Genomic DNA, 18,059 nt, shown 5'->3' with positions numbered 1-18,059 from the left:
CCAGCCTTAGCATTGACGCTAATTAGCGTCTAGGCTAAATACTTGGCGATGAGTGATGTCTTTTCCGCCCTGGCCCACCCCGTGCGCCGTGAAGTCCTGCGCCTGCTGCGCGACGGGCCGATGACAGCGGGGGCGCTGGCGGACCGGTTCGATGTCGCCAAGCCCACCATGTCGCGCCATTTCGCGGCGCTCAAGGATGCGGGCCTGATCCAGGCGGAAAGAACCGGAAACCAGATCCGCTACCGCCTCAATGTCAGCGTCGCGGAAGAGCTGATGGCGCTGATGATGGACCTGTTCAAGACCACCGGCTCCAGCAAGGAGGTCCCGAAATGATCCGCAAAGGCCTCGTTTACGCCTTGCCGCCCTTCGCGCTGATGCTGGCCCTCTCGATCTGGGGCTGGCTCGGAACCGCCCCGGACGCGCCGATCCCCGTGCATTTCGGTCTCGACGGCGCGCCCGATCGCATGAGCGGCAAGCTGGAGGGGTTCGTCCTCCTGCCCGCGATGACGCTCTTCATCTGCGCCCTCTTCAGCCTGATGCCGCTGATCGACCCGCGCGGCGAGAACATCCGCCGTTCCGAGCCTGCGGTCCTGACGGTCTGGTCCGGGGTGATCTGGGTCATGGCGGCCGCACAGGCCCTGATCACGCTGACGGCTCTCGAACGTATCGAGAGCGCTCAGACGCCCGGCCCCTTCATCGGTTTCGCCTGCGCCGTGCTTCTGGCGGTGCTGGGCAATGTCCTGTCCAAGACACGCCCCAACTGGCTGATCGGCATCCGCACGCCCTGGACCCTGTCCTCGGACAAGTCATGGGACGTCACCCATCGATGGGGCGGGCGTTTGATGATGGGCGGCGGCGCGATCTCCGCGCTCAGCTTTCTGCTGACGCCGCCAACGGTCGCGTTCACGGTTCTCGGCGTCACGGTCACCACACTGGCCGGGGTCAGCGTGGGCCTGTCCTACTGGGTCTGGAAGAACGATCCGGACCGGGACACCTATTCCGCCGCTTCGGATTGAGCGGACTGCAGACGATTCCCGAACAGCAGACGACGCGCGGTCTCGGTCGCAGCCTTCAGCGCCTCTCGATCCTCGTCCGTAAAGCGGAAGAAGGGTGCGGTGTCGACCACTGCAACGGCGCCGATATTCAGCCCCTCCGGCGAGAGCAGGGGCTGGCCGCAATAGGCGCGCACGAACGGCGGGCCGACAGCAACCGGATGGTCGCACAGCTCCGGATCGGTCGACAGGTTCAGGACCTCGACAGGCCCGTCCCGGCAGATCACTTGCGTGCACAGGGATTCATCCAGCGCCACCTCGCAGGCGTCCAGTCCGAACTTGCCGACGAAGCGAACACGGGTATCGCTGACCAGCGAGATCACGCAGATCGGCGCCTTGAAGGCGAACGCCGTCAGACGTGCGAGCGTATCCAGATCTTCACGCGGATCTGGATTTGCGTCTGAAATCGTCCTGACGGCATCCACCCGAGACGGATCGGCAATGATCGAGCAGCACGCCCCTGTGGGGGTCTCAGACATAAGCGGGCTCCTTTTTCTCAGCCCAGACTGCACACATAGGTTTCTGAGTCCGTAAAGCACCTGACGCTTTCGCTGCAGTGCGGCAGGGTCTAAGTTGCCGGCCGTTTACAACCTTTCATGCCGGGACGCGCCATGAGCCAGAACATCAAGAAAATCGTGCTCGCCTATTCGGGCGGGCTGGACACCTCGGTCATTCTCAAATGGCTGCAGGACGCCTATCAGGCCGAAGTGGTGACCTTCACCGCTGACCTCGGTCAGGGCGAAGAGCTGGAGCCGGCGCGACGAAAGGCGGAAAAGGCGGGCATCAAGGACATCTATATCGATGACCTGCGCGAGGAATTCGTGCGCGATTACGTCTACCCGATGGTCCGCGCCAACGCCGTGTATGAAGGCCAGTACCTGCTGGGCACCTCCATCGCCCGGCCGCTGATCTCCAAGCGCCTTGTCGAGATCGCCCATGAAACCGGCGCGGACGCCGTCGCCCACGGCGCCACCGGCAAGGGTAATGACCAGGTGCGTTTCGAGCTGGGCGTGGCGGCTCTGGATCCCAGCCTGAAAGTGATCGCGCCCTGGCGCGAATGGGATCTCAATTCCCGCACCAAACTCATTGCCTATGCCGAAGAGAACGGCATCGAGGTCCCGTCCGACAAGCGCGGTGAAGCGCCGTTCTCGGTGGATGCGAACCTGTGGCACACCTCCTCAGAGGGCAAGATGCTGGAAGACCCGGCCGAAGAGGCCTTCAACGAGGTCTGCCTGCGCACCCAGCACCCCGAGGATGCGCCCGACCAGCCCGAATACGTCACCATCGGCTTTGAGCGCGGCGATGCGGTCAGCATCAATGGCGAGGCGATGAGCCCGGCGACGATCCTGACCAAACTCAACGAACTGGGCGCCAAGCACGGCATTGGCCGTCTGGATCTGGTCGAGAACCGCTTTGTCGGCATGAAATCGCGCGGCATCTATGAGACGCCCGGCGGCACGATCCTGATGGCGGCCCATCGCGGCATCGAACAGCTGACCCTCGATGGCGGCGCCATGCACCTCAAGGACGAGCTGATGCCCAAATACGCCAAGCTCGTCTACAACGGCTTCTGGTTCAGCCCCGAGCGCGAAATGCTCCAGGCCGCCATAGACCATTCCCAGCGCCATGTGACCGGCGAGGTGCGCCTCAAGCTCTACAAGGGCAATGTGCTGGTCGTGGGCCGGTCTTCCCCGCACTCGCTCTACTCGCTCGAGCACGTCACCTTCGAGGAAGACGATGTGTACGACCAGAAGGACGCCGAAGGCTTCATTCGCCTGAACGCCCTGCGTCTGAAGCTGATCGCCCAGCGCAAGCATCGCCTCGGCGAGAACGACTAGGGCTCTGCAAGCCCTGGAATCGATGCGTCCCCGGCACCCAGTAGCCGGGGACGCACGCGCCAACAGAGATTGAAACGATGCGGCGGGGGCGCCCCTCAACGCCCCGCCAGGCATCTACTCCGCCGGCAGGGTCCGTGAGCGGGGCTTGATGACCGGCATGATCAATGCCGTCCCGCTATCGATGAACACGCGCAGCAATTTCTCCATCGGCCCCTGCCTGAAGCGGGAAAGCCAGAGATTGCAGACGAGGATCACAAAACCGCCGGCCGGGATCATCAGCCCCCACAGGGCGACCCGATCGAACTGGCCGTAGAGATTGAGGCCAAAGCCGGTGAACAGCCAAAGCATCATCAGCGAGCTGCCCATATAGCCGGTCAGCGCCATCTTCCCGACCGGCTCGAAGATCACCTTGCTGACCTGCGCAAACATGGGCGCACGCATGGCGAGCACGAAACCGGACAGCAGGAAGATCACGATGAAGGGTTTGGAAAAGCGCATGACCGGGTGCAGGCTGACATCAAAGACAAAGCCCGCCAGCGCGCCATGGATCGCCGTGCCGAGCGCCAGCGGAATCCCCACAAGACCTGACACCAGCACCACGCGACGCAGGGTTTCGCCTGACAGGTTCAACGCGCCCGAGCGCATCAGCCCCAGACCCAGCAGCATATAGCCGCCCGCTTCCGCGATCCGTCCCAGGACGGAGGCGTTGGTCATCATCGCGATCCAGGTCTGAACAGAGGCCTGAACGTGCGGCCAATACCCCTCGGCGTGGAAGGTCTGCACCGCCATCATCTCGGCATAGCTGGGGGTTTCGGTCCCGATCTCGCGATAGCCCGCATAGAAGACCACCACGGCCCAGCCCACAGCGGCGCAAGCGAAGAGATAACGCGGCGGCAGCCAGGACAGGATCAGCACGCCCATGCCCGCGACGGCGTAGATCGCCAGAATATCAGACGACCAGGCCAGCAGGCTCATATGCACAACGCCCAGCACGAACAGGCCGATACAGCGGATCACAAAGCCCGCCCTGCGGGTCAGCGGATCGCCTGAGCCAAAGAGCAGGATCGCCATGGAGGCGCCGAACAGGCTGGCGAACACGCCGCGCATCACCGCATCGATGAACACCGCCTGCGTCGCCCACAAGCCCATCGCCATCGGGCCTTCGCCCAGAAGACGCGGGTCGGAGAACGCAAAGTTCGTCCCGCCAGTCGAAGGGAAGTGAGCAATCAGAAGCCCCAGCACGGCAAAACCGCGCAAAGCGTCCAGAACCCGGATCCGATCTCGCATTGGCACACCTCCATAAACGCGTTCACGTTTCATCAAGGTGTCTGCAAGCGGCGGGCCAAGCACGACGCAAAGCCCGGGTCTCAGCTCTCAAGGTAAAAAGCGGTCCTGAAATCCTGGCGTTCGCCGGTTCATCCGGCGAACCCATGTCGTGACCTGTGATCACGGCAACGGGCATGTATCCCCTGCATTAAGCGGGGGATGACATTTTGAGATGGACAGGAAAACCGGGCTAGGCCACGCCGCGCTTGAGATAGAGGGGCATGTCGTCGTCGAGATCGCGGGCGATGTCGCCTGCCAGATCAGGCAGGAGCGTGGTCGCCATTTCGTGGCGGATGATCCCCTCGCCGCGCTGGCGCCGCCAGTAATTCCAGTAGGTGGTGAGATGGGTCAGCGAGCCCACATCATCGCCGATCCGGCTGAACAGGTTCGGCGCCTTCAGCAACAGCATGCGCATGGCGATCGGGTCGCCATCATCCAGGAAGGCCGAAACGACGCGATAATAGTTCTCGCGGCCCGCCTTGAGGTCTTCCCAGCGCAGGCGCACCGATCGGCGGATACGGCTGATGGGCGCCGCCAGCGGACGGAAGGGCGCGGAGGCGTCCTCCTTCTCGAGCCGCGCCAGATCGCGCAGGAAGCCCGCCAATCCCTCGGTAATGACGTTCATGCGCCAGAAGTAATACAGGAGCCCCTTCCAGCCGAAGACGCCGACGGTGAAATCCTCGGGGTCCATGCGCAGGGCGTTGCGCAGGTCTTCACGCTGGGCGTGGCTCTTGGCGTTGAACAGGACGGCAGCCAAGCGCTCGGGTCGCTTGCGGGTGCTGGTTTCACCCAGCGCCTTGGCGGAAATATCAGCCATATGGCGAGCGGCGAACATCTTGAACTCGGCCTCGTCAGCCTTGGCCATGGTGAAATAGCGCGGGTCAAGTTCGCGCTCGGGAAACAGCGCCTCCAGAAGGAACGGGTCGAACGCCGGGGCCGATTTCAGCCGCGACAGCGTGCGCACATCCTCTGAGAATTCTTCCTCATAGAGATTGCGGTCCCGGCCCAGCGCCTCTTCAAGCCAGGCTTCCAGATTGGGCGCCTCGATGAAGGTCCAGAACGCGCCCGCGCCCGGATCGCGCGGATCGATCGGCAGCACCAGCTTGGTGACGATATTGCGGCCCGACCGCACCAGCGAGCGCTCATTGCGGCGCAGATTGTGCTTGATCAGGAAACAGCGGTTCAGCCCGCGATGGCGGAAGAGCGGATTCGGCGTCTGGGCGAGATCGGGGAAGCGCTTGTGCAGGCCGTACAGATCAAGCACCCGCGGCGAGGCGCCGCCGCGCATGAGATTTTTGAGATCATATGGACGGCGACTGAACATAGATAAGCCCGCTCCTACCCCACTCGACGGTCCAGAGTGCGGGAAAGACCCGTGCTGCGCCAGCGAAAGCGGCCAACAGAGTTAACGGTGAAATAACCGGCCTAATCGCCGTGTTCAGGCAGGAAGATCTCGCGCTTGCCGGCATGGTCGGCGGGGCCGATCATGCCCTCATCCTCCATCCGCTCGATCAGGGTCGCAGCGCGGTTATAGCCGATCTGCAGACGACGCTGGATATAGCTCGTGGAGGCCTTGCGATCCCGCGCCACAACGGCGACCGCCTGGTCAAACAGGTCATCGCCGGAACCGCCGCCCACAAGATCCAGACCGCCCTCGCCGCCCTCTTCATCCAGATCCTCGGTGACGGCGTCGAGATATTCCGGCGCGCCCTGGGATTTGAGGAAATTGGCCACATCCTCGACCTCCCGGTCGGAGACAAACGGGCCATGCAGGCGCCGGATGCGGCCGCCGCCGGCCATGTAGAGAAGATCGCCCATGCCCAGAAGCTGCTCGGCGCCCTGCTCGCCCAGAATGGTGCGCGAGTCGATCTTGGAGGTGACCTGATAGCTGATGCGGGTCGGGAAGTTCGCCTTGATGGTGCCGGTGATCACGTCCACGGACGGCCGCTGGGTCGCCATGATCAGATGGATGCCCGCCGCCCGCGCCATCTGCGCCAGTCGCTGGATCGCGCCCTCGATCTCCTTGCCGGCGACCATCATCAGGTCGGCCATCTCGTCGATCACCACGACGATATAGGGCATGGGATCGGGCTCGATCGTCTCGGTCTCGTACACCGGCTCGCCGCTCTCGCGATCAAAGCCGGTCTGCACGGTGCGCGACAGCACCTCGCCCGCCTCTCGCGCCTCGCGGGCCTTCTCGTTGAAGCCCTTCATGTTGCGGACGCCGACCTTGGACATCTTCAGATAGCGCGACTCCATTTCGCGCACGGTCCATTTCAGCGCCGCGACGGCTTTCTTGGGATCGATCACCACCGGGCTGAGAAGATGCGGGATGCCGTCATAGACCGACAATTCCAGCATTTTCGGGTCGATCATGATCAGTCGGCACTCTTCCGGCGGCAGCCGGTACAAGAGCGACAGGATCATGGCGTTCACGCCCACCGACTTGCCCGACCCGGTGGTCCCCGCGATCAGGAGATGGGGCATTTTGGCGAGATCGGCGGTGAAGGGTTCGCCGCCAATGGTCTCGCCCAGCGCCATGGGCAGCTCGGCTTTCGCCGTCTCGAAATGACGCGAAGCGAGCAGCGCGCGCAGGAAGACGGTTTCACGATGCTGATTGGGAAGCTCGATGCCGATGGCGTTCCGCCCCGGCACCACCGACACCCGGCAGGCCACGGCCGCCATGGAGCGGGCGATGTCATCCGCCAGATTGATCACCCGGCTGGTCTTCACGCCCGGCGCGGGCTCCAGCTCGTAGAGCGTCACGACCGGACCGGGGCGCACCTGAACCACTTCGCCCTTGACGCCGAAGTCCGCCAGCACGCCGGTCAGCAACTCGGCGTTCTGGGCCAGCGCCTCGGCGTCCACGGTGTCCGCGCGCGGCGGGGCGGGCGCCAGAAGGTCAAGGCGCGGCAGTTCGAAACCGGAGCTATTGTCGCTGAAGGGCAGCGCCCCCTGCATCTCGCGCGCTTCGCGGTCGGATTCCTTGACGCTTTTCTTGCGCGCGACTTTCACCGGGTTCGGACGCGCCGGCGCGCCGGTGTCGGGCATGTCGTCGTCATCCTCATCAGCCTCGACCTCGACCGGGTCGCGATTGATGCGCGGCGCCTTGCGGGCCGCACCATCAGGGGCGCGGCTGCGTTTGAGAAATGCGGGCGCGGTTTCCGCGCGGCCATCAGGCTCTGGCGGTGTCTCGATTTCAATCTCGCCGCGCCCCCAGGCGCGCGGAATGGCCCCGATCGCCTGATCGATCCAGACACGCACAGTCGCCCAGACCAGCTCGGCCGCATCGCGCGCCGCGGTCAGGTCACGCACGGTCAGGCCAAAGCAGAAGAACACGCCGAACACCGCCAGCACCAGGCCCAACGCGCCTGCGATCACCCGACCGCCCGGCGCGCTGACCTCATCAGCCAGCCCCTGCACGCCGCCCAGCAGCGCATCGCCCACAAGCCCGCCCAGCCCGGCTCCAAAGGGCCAGTTCACAGGCAGAGGCAGCGCCGATACCGCCATGGCGAACCCACAGATGCCGATCAGCCCCGCCAGAAAGCGGAAGGTGGAGACCGTCTTGGACCGACCGCGCGGCCCCCGCGCCAGCAGGATCAGCCCCCAGGCGAGGATCGCCAGCGCAGCCGCAGCGCCAGCCCACCCCATCAACAGCAACAGAAGGTCGGACGCGATCGCGCCCGGCGCGCCCAGCCAGTTGCTCGGCGCGCGGCCGGTGGCGACATTCAGGCTGGGGTCCAGCGGGTTATGGGACAGCGTCGACAGGATCAGGAAGACGCCAAGAGCACTCATCAAAGCCCCGATCAGCGCCGTGCGCACACGGGCGATCAGGCCGGGCTTGCGTCGCACCGGCGCGTCAGAATCAGCAGAAGGGTCGGCGGCCATGGTCATGGCTCCCAGACTGCCTCAGAGAGTCTTCCTGACGGGTTAATCGCCGTTAACCGACCACAGTCTTTACGGGATCGGAACGGCGAGAATTTGCGGCGTCCGGCGTGGCCCTTCCGGCGCAGCGCCATCTTCAGGAAACTGGTCCCAGGGCGCATCCGCATTCACGAACAATCGGCCATCCGAGACGCGCGCCGTGGTCGGCTCGCCGATCCGCGGATCGCCGGTCAGCACGGGCTCCATCCCGACAAGTCGGCTTTGCGCGTCAAACACCAGCTCGAACACGCCAACAGGGGCCGCGCCATTGCGGATCACGAACAAACGCCCGAGCCGGTCCGCCACCAGGCCATCCAGGCCGATCAGGCTGGCGCTTTCGGGGCTGGGTTGCAGATGCGCGTGCCGGGTCACCGGATCGATCCGCCACAGACCCAGCGCATAGTCGACCACCCAGAGCGCGCCGCGCGCTTGCGCCAGACCCTGGAGCGACGCGAACCGCGTATCTTCAGCGTAAAGCTCCAGCTCGGCGCGCGGACCATTCAGTCGGTAGATGCGGCCGCCGTCGGCATCTGAGACGAAGACAACGCCATCGCGCACGGTCAGATCGCCCATGCGCACGGCGCCGTCGATCGTATAGCGCTCGATCAGCTCGCCGGTTTCAAGATCCAGAGCCAGCAGCGCCGTTCCGGGGGTTTCACCCTCGCCGAGCGGGGTCTGGGGAACCACGCCCTCCACCGCATAGAGCCGACCATTCACCCGATCCGCGGCCAGGCCGAAGATCGAACCAATGGGATCGTCCTCACCCGCGAATACTTCGAACTCGGACGGCGCAAAAGGTTCAACCCGGTAAATCCGGCGTTCCGCGACGCCGCCCAGATACACCCGCTCGGTCTCGTTATCGACAGCCAGAGCCTCGATTAGGGCGTCGCCCAGGGGCGGAGACGCCACAAGCCGCGCTGATCCCACCGGCGTCGCATTCTCCGCAAACGCCGTGCGCAAGGCGGCGATGCGCTCTGCATCCGCCGTCTCAAGCTCGACCAGATTGCGCACGGAGGCCTCGAGATCATAGCTCAGCCCCGCTGCGGCCATCGCTTCGAGAGCCGCGAACTGCCCGTCCACATCCCCCGCGAAACCCGCCAGCAGGACAGCGTTATTGAGCAGGGCGGAGTGGCCCGGCTGGATCGACAACGCCGCAGTGTTCAGACGACGCGCGGTTTCAAAGTCCTCGATCTGTGCGGCCGCGCGCATCTCCTCGCGCAGGGCGCGAGAGGCATCAAGCAGGGACGGGCTCTGGGCCGAGGCGGGAAACGCGGCGCCCAGAAGCAGGGCGGCCGCGCTGATCGAAAGGGTCAGTGCGTTCATGAGGGCAGTTTGACCGTGAGGAAATGGCGCAAGCAAGTCTGCAAAACGGCAGGAGGGTGCAAAAGCCGCGACAAACGGGCCTAGGCGGTCTTGATCATCAGCGATTCCAGCGCATCGCGACCTTGCCGGGGGATTGGCGCGGGCTTCTTGCCATCCGTGTTCACCAGCACGGCCTCGCTGGCGCCGATGCAGCGCCCATCCTGAAACAGGGCCTGAGCAATGGTGTAGCTCGACCCGCCAATGCGCAGAATGCCGGAGCCCACGACGAGATCGGAGGGGTAGAACGCCTCATCGAGATAGGCGATATGCACGTCCGCGATCACCATGCGCATGCCGTGCGTCTTGCGCATTTCCAGAGAAAACGCCTTGCGATTGAGATTGCCCCGGCCTTCCTCATAGAAGGCGCCAATCGCGACATTGTTGATATGCCCCAGCGGATCGAGATCCTGGAACCGGCTCGGGATTGTGTTGACCAGAGGATAGGTCTCAAGCTGCAGGCGATAGGCTTCGGGCTTCATGGGATCTTCCGGGAACTGCGTTTGCTGCACCGCGTTATGCCGTTCGGAAGCCGGCTTGAAAAGCCGCCCGCTTCAGATTGCGCGCCGTCTTCAAACGGTCGCGGTCCTCAGAGTAGAGTGCGCCCATGATCGAGTTCCTCACCGACCCGGCCGTCTGGGCCTCCTTCGCCACCCTCGCCTTTCTCGAGATCGTGCTGGGCGTGGACAACATCATCTTTGTGGCCGTCATGGCCGAGCGCCTGCCGCATGGGCAACGGTCCCTGGCGCGGCGGCTCGGCCTATTGCTGGCGCTCGGCTTCCGCATCGCCATGCTGGCCGGCCTCGTCTGGATCGCACAGCTGTCCGAGCCGGTGTTTGAGCTGTTCGAGCATGGCTTCAGCTGGCGGGACATCCTGATGCTGGCGGGCGGCGGCTTCCTGCTCGCCAAATCCACCATCGAGATCCACCATGATCTGGAGGGCGAGGACGAGGACCATGAGAGCGCAGCTTCGGGCCTTCTTCCCATGGTGATCGTGCAGATCGCCCTCATCGACATCGTCTTCTCGCTCGACAGCGTCATCACTGCGGTGGGCCTGACCGACCAGTTGCCGATCATGATCGCCGCCGTGGTGGTCGCCATCGGGGTGATGATACTCGCCGCCGACAGCGTCGCGGCCTTCATCGCGCGACACCCGACCACGAAAATGCTTGCATTGTCCTTCCTGCTCCTGATCGGCGTGGCGCTGGTCGCGGACGGGCTCGGCTTCCATATTCCGCGCGGATACATCTACTTCGCCATCGCCTTCTCGCTGCTGGTGGAAGTGCTCAACATCCTCGCCCGGCGCAATCGCAAGCCCAGGGCCTGAGGCTTGCGCGGAGACGGGTTGGAGGCTATCGCCAGCCCATGACCCAGACGCCCAAGCCGAAAAAGCCCAAGTCCAAGCGCCGCACGCCGGGGCTCAACCGCGAGCAGGCCGAGGAGCTCTATGCGCGCCTCGCCGAGGACCGCCCCGAGCCCCAGACCGAACTCAATTACTCCAACCCCTACACGCTGGTGGTGGCGGTCGCGTTGTCCGCGCAAGCCACCGATGTCGGGGTGAACAAGGCCACGGACAAGCTCTTCAAGGTCGCCGACACGCCCGAAAAGATGCTGGCCCTGGGCGAGGACGGAGTGCGCGAGCACATCAAGACCATTGGCCTCTTTCGCAACAAGGCCAAGAATGTCATCGCCCTCTCGCAGATGATCCTCGATGAGTTTGACGGCGAGGTGCCCCAGACCCGCGACGAGCTGGTCCGCCTGCCCGGAGTCGGTCGCAAGACCGCGAACGTCGTTCTGAACGAGGCCTTCGGTCAGCACACCATCGCGGTGGACACCCATATCTTCCGCGTCGGCAACCGCACGAAGCTCGCGCCCGGCAAGACGCCCGACGAGGTGGAAGCGCGGCTCGAACAGATCACGCCGCCGCAATACCTCAAGGGCGCCCATCACTGGCTGATCCTGCACGGCCGCTATGTGTGCAAGGCGCGCAAGCCCGAATGCTGGCGCTGCGCCATCGCCGACATCTGCAAGTTCAAGGACAAGACGCCGGCGCCTTGATCCTTGCGACGCTGCGGGCGCGCTTGCGAACCTGCGGTTCGGCTTTTCTGGTTCTCCCTCGCCTCCGCTCGGTCGATCCTCGCTTCGCTGCGGGCGGGCATTCGCCCTTGCGAGCCCTGAGGGCGCGTGGGCGTTCCATCCTGAAGCCGTTGGAGTTTATTACTCCGCCGCCAGGGCTTCGGATCTGGCGCGGCCGCCGCTCCAGCTTTCATGGCGCAGGGCGCGGCCCAGCGGAGTGCGGCCGGCGGCAGGCGTGAATTCCCCCGCCTCATAAACCGGCTCGCCCGCCACCAGTACGGTTTTCACCACGCCGTCAGACCGGTTGACCATCTGCTCATGGCCGTAATCCTCGCGCCAGATGAAGGTGCTGTTGGCTTCTGAATCATAGGCCTCAAGCGCGTCAGGATCGATCACCGTGATATCGGCGCAATCGCCGATCTCGATCCGGCCCGCCTTAACGCCCAGAAAATCCGCCGGCTCGCGGGTCAGGCGACGGATCTGGCTCGTCACGCGCTCCAGCCCCTCTTCCTGCGCCAGTTTCAGAGCGCGCAGATTGCCGTCATAGAAGGCCATGTTGGTGATATGGGCGCCGGAATCATTGAAACCGGGCAGGGTCAGCGGGTGATTGATCAGCTCACGGATTACTTCCGGGTCGCGATTGGCGGACACTGTCCACCAGCGCAGACCGAGGTCGAATTCGGAGAACAGCGCCAGCATAAAGCCGGGCTCGGTCTCGGCGCTCTCGGGCAGTCGCTCGAACACGCCCTGCTCGCGTGAGGTGCGCGCGAAAGCAGGGTCCGACCGCCAGGCGCGGTAGCGATCAAACACCTGCTGGAAGCTCTCACCGGTCCAGATATCCGGCCCGCCGGCATGAAAGATCATCTGCTCGAAATCACGATCAAAGGCGAGCGTCTCCATGCGCATCATGCGCTTCAGGCGCGCAAGCCCGAACCCGGACTTGCCGGTCATCCACATTCGTGAAAAGCGGTCCCGGAATCCCGGATCGGCCAGCAGCGCCTTGCGCCCCTCCACATCCTCCAGATCCAGCTCATTGAGTTCGCGCAGGGCCGGAATCTCTTCGGCCAGCGGGTTGATCGGTCCGTCCCAGAACACCTTGAAGGGGGCGGCCAGCGCCTGAAACCGGAAATGCCCCTTCAGGATGGGAGAGTTGAAGAGATGGCTCAGGATCATGGCGAGACGCTTGAGCGACTTGTTCGCCGCCACATCGAGCGCCGCCACAGCGGTGACCTTCAACGGCCGTCCATGCAGGCGCCCCGATGTCAGAAGGAAGTTCCGGAACACCGCCAGCGGCTTGTCCTTGGGCGGGGTCGCCTGCCAGATCCGGTCATGCTTGCGCAGGATCGCCGTCAGGCGCTTGAGTTCATTGTACTGGCCGAACTGGGAGGGAATCTTCACCCGCCGGTTGGGATCCTCGGACAGGAAATGGAAGGGCAGGGAATCTGTTGAAAAACCCGCATACCCCTCCGTCATGGCCTGTTCGAGCAGCGTCTCCATCTCGCGCAGATCGGCTTCGCCGGCCGTGCGGCTGACCGAGCCGTTCAGCCCCATCACCTGGGCGCGCAGCATGGAATGGGGGATGAGCGGGATGACGTTCGCCCCAAGCGGCAGGTCATCGAGATGAGAGAAATACCCCGCCGAACTGGTCCAGCTCGCCTTCTCGGCCACCTTGCGCAGAACAGGCTTGGGCATGTTCTCGACCCGGGCGAAGCAATCGACCAGCGGATCCTCGCCATTGCGGCGCTGATTGCCATAGGCCAGCCCGAGGGAGCAGTTCGACATCAGCACCGTTGTCGTGCCGTGGCGGACCACTTCCCTGAGGGCGGGGTCGAACTCCACTTCGAGATCGAGATGGGTGTGAATATCCAGGAGCCCCGGCATCACCCAGGCGCCCTGCGCCTCGATGACCCTGACCGCCTGCTCCGGGTCCAGATCGGCGCCGCGCGCCGCGATCCGCCCATCCTTGATCGCGATGTCTTCCACCACAGGCGGCGCGCCGGTTCCGTCAAACACCAGCCCGCCCGCAATCACCGTGTCCCATGTCCGGGTCATCAGGTGCTCCTCCCGATTATGGGCTCTGTTGTCGAGCCTTGAGAGTAGCGGACTGGAAATTCACAAATCCGTCAAGCACGGCCTTGGGGTCCTCCCAGTGCGGATAGTGCCCGACATGCGGAAGAAGCAGAGTGTCCGGGTTCGGAACAAGCTCGCGATACCGCGCCACCATATGGGCCCCCGAGACCGGGTCGAGCGCGCCATCAATCACTCGCATGGGCACCGTCGAGTTCACCAGCGCGCCCACCCAGCGATCGCGATGCTGTCGCCGGTCATCGATATAGCCCAGCAATTTGTGCCCGATGCGCGGCATGCCGCCCTTCTCCATCGCAAGCGCCCAGAAGGCGTCCATTTCCGCCTCTGAGGGCTGGGTGTCCGGTCCGAACACCTCGCCCAGCCCCTTCGCGAACCGGGCGCGGTTCATCAGACGCGACAGGACCGGACCGAGGGGAGAATGCAAAAGCCTCTGGGTCAGGGTGGCGCGATGCTGTTCGGGAAACAGCCCGCCATTGAGAAAGCAGATCGATAAAAGCTCGACCGCCGCGCCTTCGCCCTGCTCGAGATATCGGGCCAGCAATTCCTGACCGACCGTATCGCCATAGTCATGCACGAAGAGGTGGCAGCGCTTGATGCCCAATTGCGCGAAGAAGGCGTCATGCAGATCCGCCTGGTCCATGATGGAGTAAGCATGGTCCGCCGGTTTGTCCGAATAGCCGAAGCCGATCATGTCGAGCGCGGCGACCCGATAGTCTGCACACAGCTGGTCCCAGAGCCGCACCCAGTCCCAACTGGCGGTCGGGAAGCCATGAATCAGGACAAGAACCGGCTTGTCCGCATCGTCCCAGTCTCCACCGGTGCGATAGAAGATCTCGTATCCGCGATAGTTGAAATACGCGCCTGCGGCGCGCCAGGCCTCGAGACTCGCCTGCGCATCCATCTGCGTCTCCCCGTATAATGCCGCTCTTTGATGGCGGCCTGTCCGGCCAGCATGGAGCGGAGAGGATGCAGGTTCAACGCAAAACAAAACCCCCGGTGCGGGATCGCCGCACCGGGGGTTGAGCACGCGCGTGCGACGTCTAGCGCAGAACAGCCAGCGTCGCCTGGGTCGAGGCCGTGTTCAGTTCGGCCCGGTTCACGGGATAGCTGTCTTGCGGCGCGGCGCTCGGATAGGCGTCCGCCAGCAGCGCCAGCGCCTCGCGGATGCGGGCCGCAGCCTCGGGCAGCTCGCTCTCGATCATCGCCTCATGCTCGTCAAAGGCGGTCTTGCCGGCATGATAGAAGCCATAGCCATCAAGATACGGGCCGTAGGCCGGGTTGTCCTGGGCGATCCGGTACATGTCCACGGCGCGGTCGATCTGGTCCGCGGCGATGCCGGCGGCGATGCGAGCCTCGGACGCGCCATTGTCGGGCGCTGAGGTCATGGCTTCGCGCAGCCTGGCGATGATGGCGTCCGTTCGCTCCACGATCTCTTCATGGCTGGCGTCATTGAAGACCGCCGCGGAGGCATCCAGGAACAGATCCTCGAACGGCTCCACGCCCAGCTCGCGGAAGGTGTCTTCCATGTCAAACAGGACTTCGCTGGCCGGGTGGGCGAACATCTCGCCCGCCGCATCAATCTCGCCGACAGCGTGGGCGTCGCGCGCCGCGATCACATGAGCCTCGGCCACGGCCAGCGCCGAGCCATAGACCACCGGATCTTCAGACGCATCCTCGACGACGATGCCGCCCTCGCCTTCGCCGGTCACGCCGGGCGGCGGCGCCGCCTGATCGGTCTCGGGCGCGGCGTGACTGTCCGCCGCAGCGTGCTGGGCCGATGCTGCGGTCTCGCTGTCGGAGGCTGGATTGCACGCGGAGACGAGCCCCCCGGTGAGCACGAGGCCCAGCCCCATGGCCGTGACGCGTTTGAACTGCTGTTTCATGCGAACCCCTGTTCACCCAGATATTGGAAGGATACAGTAGAAACTGCAAATCACTCGCAGGAAGTCAACATGCATCTGACAATCGGTAGCATTCTGAGTGCAGAAAGCCTGACCGAAGCCCAGGCCTTGCTCGAACAACTCCGCTGGCAGGATGGCGCCCGGACCGCCGGTCCTGTCGCGCGCGAGGTCAAACGCAATCGGCAAGCCGATCTCAGCTCCGTCGCCGGCAAGAAATTGCGCACCCTGCTGGAGACGACGCTGCAGACCCATCCGGTCTTCACCGCCGCGGCCCGGCCCCGGCGGTTCTCACGATTGCTGGTGAGCGAGACTTCGGATGGCGGTGAATACGGCGCGCATGTGGACAATCCCTTCATGGGCCGTGGTGTGGACCGCATGCGGACCGATGTCTCCTTCACCCTGTTCCTGTCCGATCCGGAGAGCTATGAGGGCGGCGAGCTGGTCATCGACCAGGCCGGAGCCACGCAGGCGGTGAAAGGTCAGGCGGGCGACATTTTCGTCTACCCGTCCACCTATCTGCACGCCGTCACGCCAGTGACGAAGGGCGTTCGCCGGGTCTGCGTGGGCTGGGTGGAAAGCGAAATCCCGGACGCCGGGGATCGCGAACTGCTCTTTGATCTCGAGAATCTTCACGCCAGCCTGAGCGCGCAATACGGACCGCATTCGCCTGAAATGCTGACCGTGTCCAAGCTCTACGCCAACCTCACCCGTCGTCTGGCGCGGTGATCAGGCCGGCACCAGGAAGCGACGCAGGGGTTCGACCTTCTCCGGCAGACAGCCGCAGCAGGGCTCGGGATCCAGGGTCTGGGCGAGCAGGCGCGCCTCTTCCAGCGCCCGCGCCAGCATGGCGCGGCCGCCGGATCGGGCGGCCAGCCCCATGGCCTCGGTCTGCTCGCGGATGCGCCAGGCCCCGGTAGAGGCGTTAAAGGCATAGAGCGGCAGGAACTTTGCGCCATGCTCTGCGACAAAGCGCACCGCTTCGATCAGGTAGTCGATCTCGGCCTCATCCATCACCCAGTGCAGGCTGAGCCGGCACCAGCCCGGACGCAGTCCCGCATAGCCTGACAGCACCGCCTCGCGATGCGCGCCCGTCGTCGCCTCGTCCAGATTGAGCAGATGGTGCGCATAGGGCCCGGCGCAGGAACACCCGGCGCGCGCCTGAACGCCGAACAGGTCATTGAGCAAAGTCGCCACAAAGCGTGGATGCAGGGTTCCGCGCTCTCCTGCGGCGATATTGAAAGAGACGATGCCGATGCGGCGCTCCGGCGCCTGCGGCCCCAGGATCTCTATGCCGTCACAGTCTTTCCAGGCGGCGAAGGCGCGCTGGAGTGCGCGCTGCTCGCGCGCCTCGATCTCGTCATACCCCAGATCCGCCAGAGCCTTCAGCGACAGCGCCGCGCGCATCATCTGCATCACGCCGGGCGTGCCGGCGCGTTCGCGCGCTGTGATGTCACTGATGAAGTCATGATGGTCAGGCGTCACATAGGTCACCGTACCGCCGCCCGGCAGGGTCGGCGGCAGGTCGGTGCGGTAGAGCGCGCTCCTGAACGCCAGGATTCCGCACCCCCCAGGCCCGCCAATGAATTTATGGGGCGAGAAATAGACCGCATCCGGCGCTGCATCGGCGCCGTCCGCCGGGTTCATGTCGATAGGCAGATAGGGTGCGCTGGCGGCGCAATCGAGGCACAGGATCGCTCCGTGCCCATGCAGCAGCCGGGCCAGCCGCGGCACATCCGTCCGCACCCCGGTGACGTTGGACGCGGCGGAGAATGCGCCGATCTTGCGCCGACCCGCATATGCCGGATCGCGGAGCGCGCGCTCGAGCTGGCCGAAATCAATCCCGCCCGCTTCATCAAGGCCGATACGGACAATCTCGGCGCGGCTCTCACGCCAGGTCAGTTCGTTGGAATGATGCTCATACGGGCCGACGAACACCACCGGCGCGCGGGCGCGCATCTCCTGCTCCACGCGCGCCGCCTCGGCCTCGCCCAGAATCTCGACAATCCGCTCATGATTGGCGGCGCGTGTGGCCGGCGCCTCGAACACGCCCAGGATCTGCTGCAGATGCGCCACCGCCCCCGTTGCGCCTGAACCGCACGCGAGCACGATAGCGTCCTCACCCGCATTCAGGGCCTCCTTGATCAGGGCTTCCGCCCGATTCAGCCAGCCCGTCGACTCTCGTCCAGTGGCGCTGTCATCCGTATGCGGATTGGCGTACATGGCCTGGAAGCGCTCGAGCTCGGCCTCGATCCGGCGATCTCCGCGCCCGGAGGCTGCATAATCAGCGTATACCAGAGGCTTGAGACCAAACGGCGTGCGCAGAACGCCATCCCCGCCAATCAGGGCGGCGCGCGTCTCAGCAATCAGATCTGGGCGGGTCGAACTCGTCATTCCAGGGGCCTTTCTACTGCCCCCATCAAACGCCAATTTCGGGAGTGATAATCGCCAATTTCGCCCTTATATTGGCGGAATCCTGGAGAAAAACACTCAAAGGG

Annotated in this window: 16 protein-coding genes; 6 read left to right on the top strand and 10 right to left on the bottom strand. The window is 64.5% G+C overall.

Going from position 1 to position 18,059, the window contains the following annotated elements; all coding sequences use genetic code 11:
* Positions 1–48: 48 nt before the first annotated feature.
* Together OA2633_RS11485 and OA2633_RS15520 are read left to right on the top strand one after the other, a co-directional pair.
* Positions 49–333, top strand: coding sequence for an autorepressor SdpR family transcription factor (locus OA2633_RS11485; protein WP_009802723.1), 285 nt, complete (start codon positions 49–51; stop codon positions 331–333).
* On the top strand, positions 330–1,016 hold the full coding sequence (locus OA2633_RS15520; RefSeq protein ID WP_009802722.1) for an SdpI family protein: 687 nt from the start codon (positions 330–332) through the stop codon (positions 1,014–1,016). The genes OA2633_RS11485 and OA2633_RS15520 overlap by 4 nt, the downstream gene beginning before the upstream one ends.
* Here OA2633_RS15520 and OA2633_RS15515 read toward each other — a convergent pair.
* Positions 995–1,531, bottom strand: a complete 537-nt coding sequence (locus tag OA2633_RS15515) for a GAF domain-containing protein (protein WP_009802721.1) — start codon at positions 1,529–1,531, stop codon at positions 995–997. The two genes, OA2633_RS15520 and OA2633_RS15515, sit on opposite strands and share 22 nt — an antisense overlap.
* 132 nt (positions 1,532–1,663) lie before the next feature.
* On the opposite strand from OA2633_RS15515, the gene OA2633_RS11470 reads away from it, so the two are divergent.
* Positions 1,664–2,890: an argininosuccinate synthase gene (locus OA2633_RS11470; protein WP_040613557.1), complete on the top strand. Its 1,227-nt coding sequence runs from the start codon at positions 1,664–1,666 to the stop codon at positions 2,888–2,890.
* Positions 2,891–3,004: 114 nt separating this feature from the next.
* Here the strand turns inward: OA2633_RS11470 and OA2633_RS11465 are convergent, their stop codons facing one another.
* The 5 genes from OA2633_RS11465 to OA2633_RS11445 all read right to left on the bottom strand — a co-directional run bounded on the left by OA2633_RS11465 (position 3,005) and on the right by OA2633_RS11445 (position 9,981).
* Positions 3,005–4,177 carry a DUF418 domain-containing protein gene (locus OA2633_RS11465; RefSeq protein ID WP_009802719.1) on the bottom strand — a complete coding sequence of 391 codons (1,173 nt, stop codon included), beginning with the start codon at positions 4,175–4,177 and terminating at the stop codon, positions 3,005–3,007.
* Positions 4,178–4,406: 229 nt separating this feature from the next.
* The gene (locus OA2633_RS11460) at positions 4,407–5,540 is read right to left on the bottom strand and encodes a hypothetical protein (protein ID WP_009802718.1); all 1,134 of its coding nucleotides are present in this window, start codon (positions 5,538–5,540) and stop codon (positions 4,407–4,409) included.
* Positions 5,541–5,641: 101 nt separating this feature from the next.
* Positions 5,642–8,110 carry a DNA translocase FtsK gene (locus OA2633_RS11455; RefSeq protein WP_009802717.1) on the bottom strand — a complete coding sequence of 823 codons (2,469 nt, stop codon included), beginning with the start codon at positions 8,108–8,110 and terminating at the stop codon, positions 5,642–5,644.
* 63 nt (positions 8,111–8,173) lie between these two features.
* Positions 8,174–9,463 (bottom strand): hypothetical protein, encoded by a 1,290-nt coding sequence (locus OA2633_RS11450; protein WP_009802716.1) that lies wholly within the window; start codon positions 9,461–9,463, stop codon positions 8,174–8,176.
* 80 nt (positions 9,464–9,543) lie between these two features.
* A complete protein-coding gene (locus OA2633_RS11445; RefSeq protein ID WP_009802715.1) occupies positions 9,544–9,981 on the bottom strand; it encodes a thioesterase family protein in 438 nt (145 codons plus the stop codon).
* Between the two features lie 125 nt (positions 9,982–10,106).
* Between OA2633_RS11445 and OA2633_RS11440 the strand changes: the two genes are divergently transcribed.
* Together OA2633_RS11440 and nth are read left to right on the top strand one after the other, a co-directional pair.
* On the top strand, positions 10,107–10,826 hold the full coding sequence (locus OA2633_RS11440) for a TerC family protein (protein WP_009802713.1): 720 nt from the start codon (positions 10,107–10,109) through the stop codon (positions 10,824–10,826).
* A 38-nt stretch (positions 10,827–10,864) separates the two neighbouring features.
* Positions 10,865–11,557, top strand: a complete 693-nt coding sequence (nth, locus tag OA2633_RS11435; RefSeq protein WP_009802712.1) for an endonuclease III — start codon at positions 10,865–10,867, stop codon at positions 11,555–11,557.
* A 159-nt stretch (positions 11,558–11,716) separates the two neighbouring features.
* Here nth and OA2633_RS11430 read toward each other — a convergent pair whose 3' ends face one another.
* The 3 genes from OA2633_RS11430 to OA2633_RS11420 all read right to left on the bottom strand — a co-directional run bounded on the left by OA2633_RS11430 (position 11,717) and on the right by OA2633_RS11420 (position 15,546).
* Positions 11,717–13,627, bottom strand: a complete 1,911-nt coding sequence (locus OA2633_RS11430) for an amidohydrolase family protein (RefSeq protein ID WP_009802711.1) — start codon at positions 13,625–13,627, stop codon at positions 11,717–11,719.
* A 16-nt stretch (positions 13,628–13,643) separates the two neighbouring features.
* Positions 13,644–14,564 carry an alpha/beta fold hydrolase gene (locus OA2633_RS11425; protein WP_009802710.1) on the bottom strand — a complete coding sequence of 307 codons (921 nt, stop codon included), beginning with the start codon at positions 14,562–14,564 and terminating at the stop codon, positions 13,644–13,646.
* Between the two features lie 139 nt (positions 14,565–14,703).
* Positions 14,704–15,546 (bottom strand): hypothetical protein, encoded by an 843-nt coding sequence (locus OA2633_RS11420; RefSeq protein ID WP_009802709.1) that lies wholly within the window; start codon positions 15,544–15,546, stop codon positions 14,704–14,706.
* 69 nt (positions 15,547–15,615) lie between these two features.
* On the opposite strand from OA2633_RS11420, the gene OA2633_RS11415 reads away from it, so the two are divergent.
* Complete coding sequence (locus OA2633_RS11415) at positions 15,616–16,290, top strand: Fe2+-dependent dioxygenase (protein ID WP_009802708.1); 675 nt, start codon at positions 15,616–15,618, stop codon at positions 16,288–16,290.
* On the opposite strand, the gene OA2633_RS11410 is transcribed toward OA2633_RS11415, so the two are convergent.
* Entirely contained in the window at positions 16,291–17,955 is a 1,665-nt protein-coding gene (locus tag OA2633_RS11410) for an aminotransferase class V-fold PLP-dependent enzyme (protein ID WP_009802707.1), read from the bottom strand.
* Positions 17,956–18,059: the final 104 nt, after the last annotated feature.

It is taken from the genome of Oceanicaulis sp. HTCC2633, from assembly GCF_000152745.1.
Lineage (GTDB): Bacteria > Pseudomonadota > Alphaproteobacteria > Caulobacterales > Maricaulaceae > Oceanicaulis.
The sequence above is the reverse complement of the archived record's forward strand: the minus strand, read 5'-3'. Positions and strand labels throughout refer to the sequence as shown.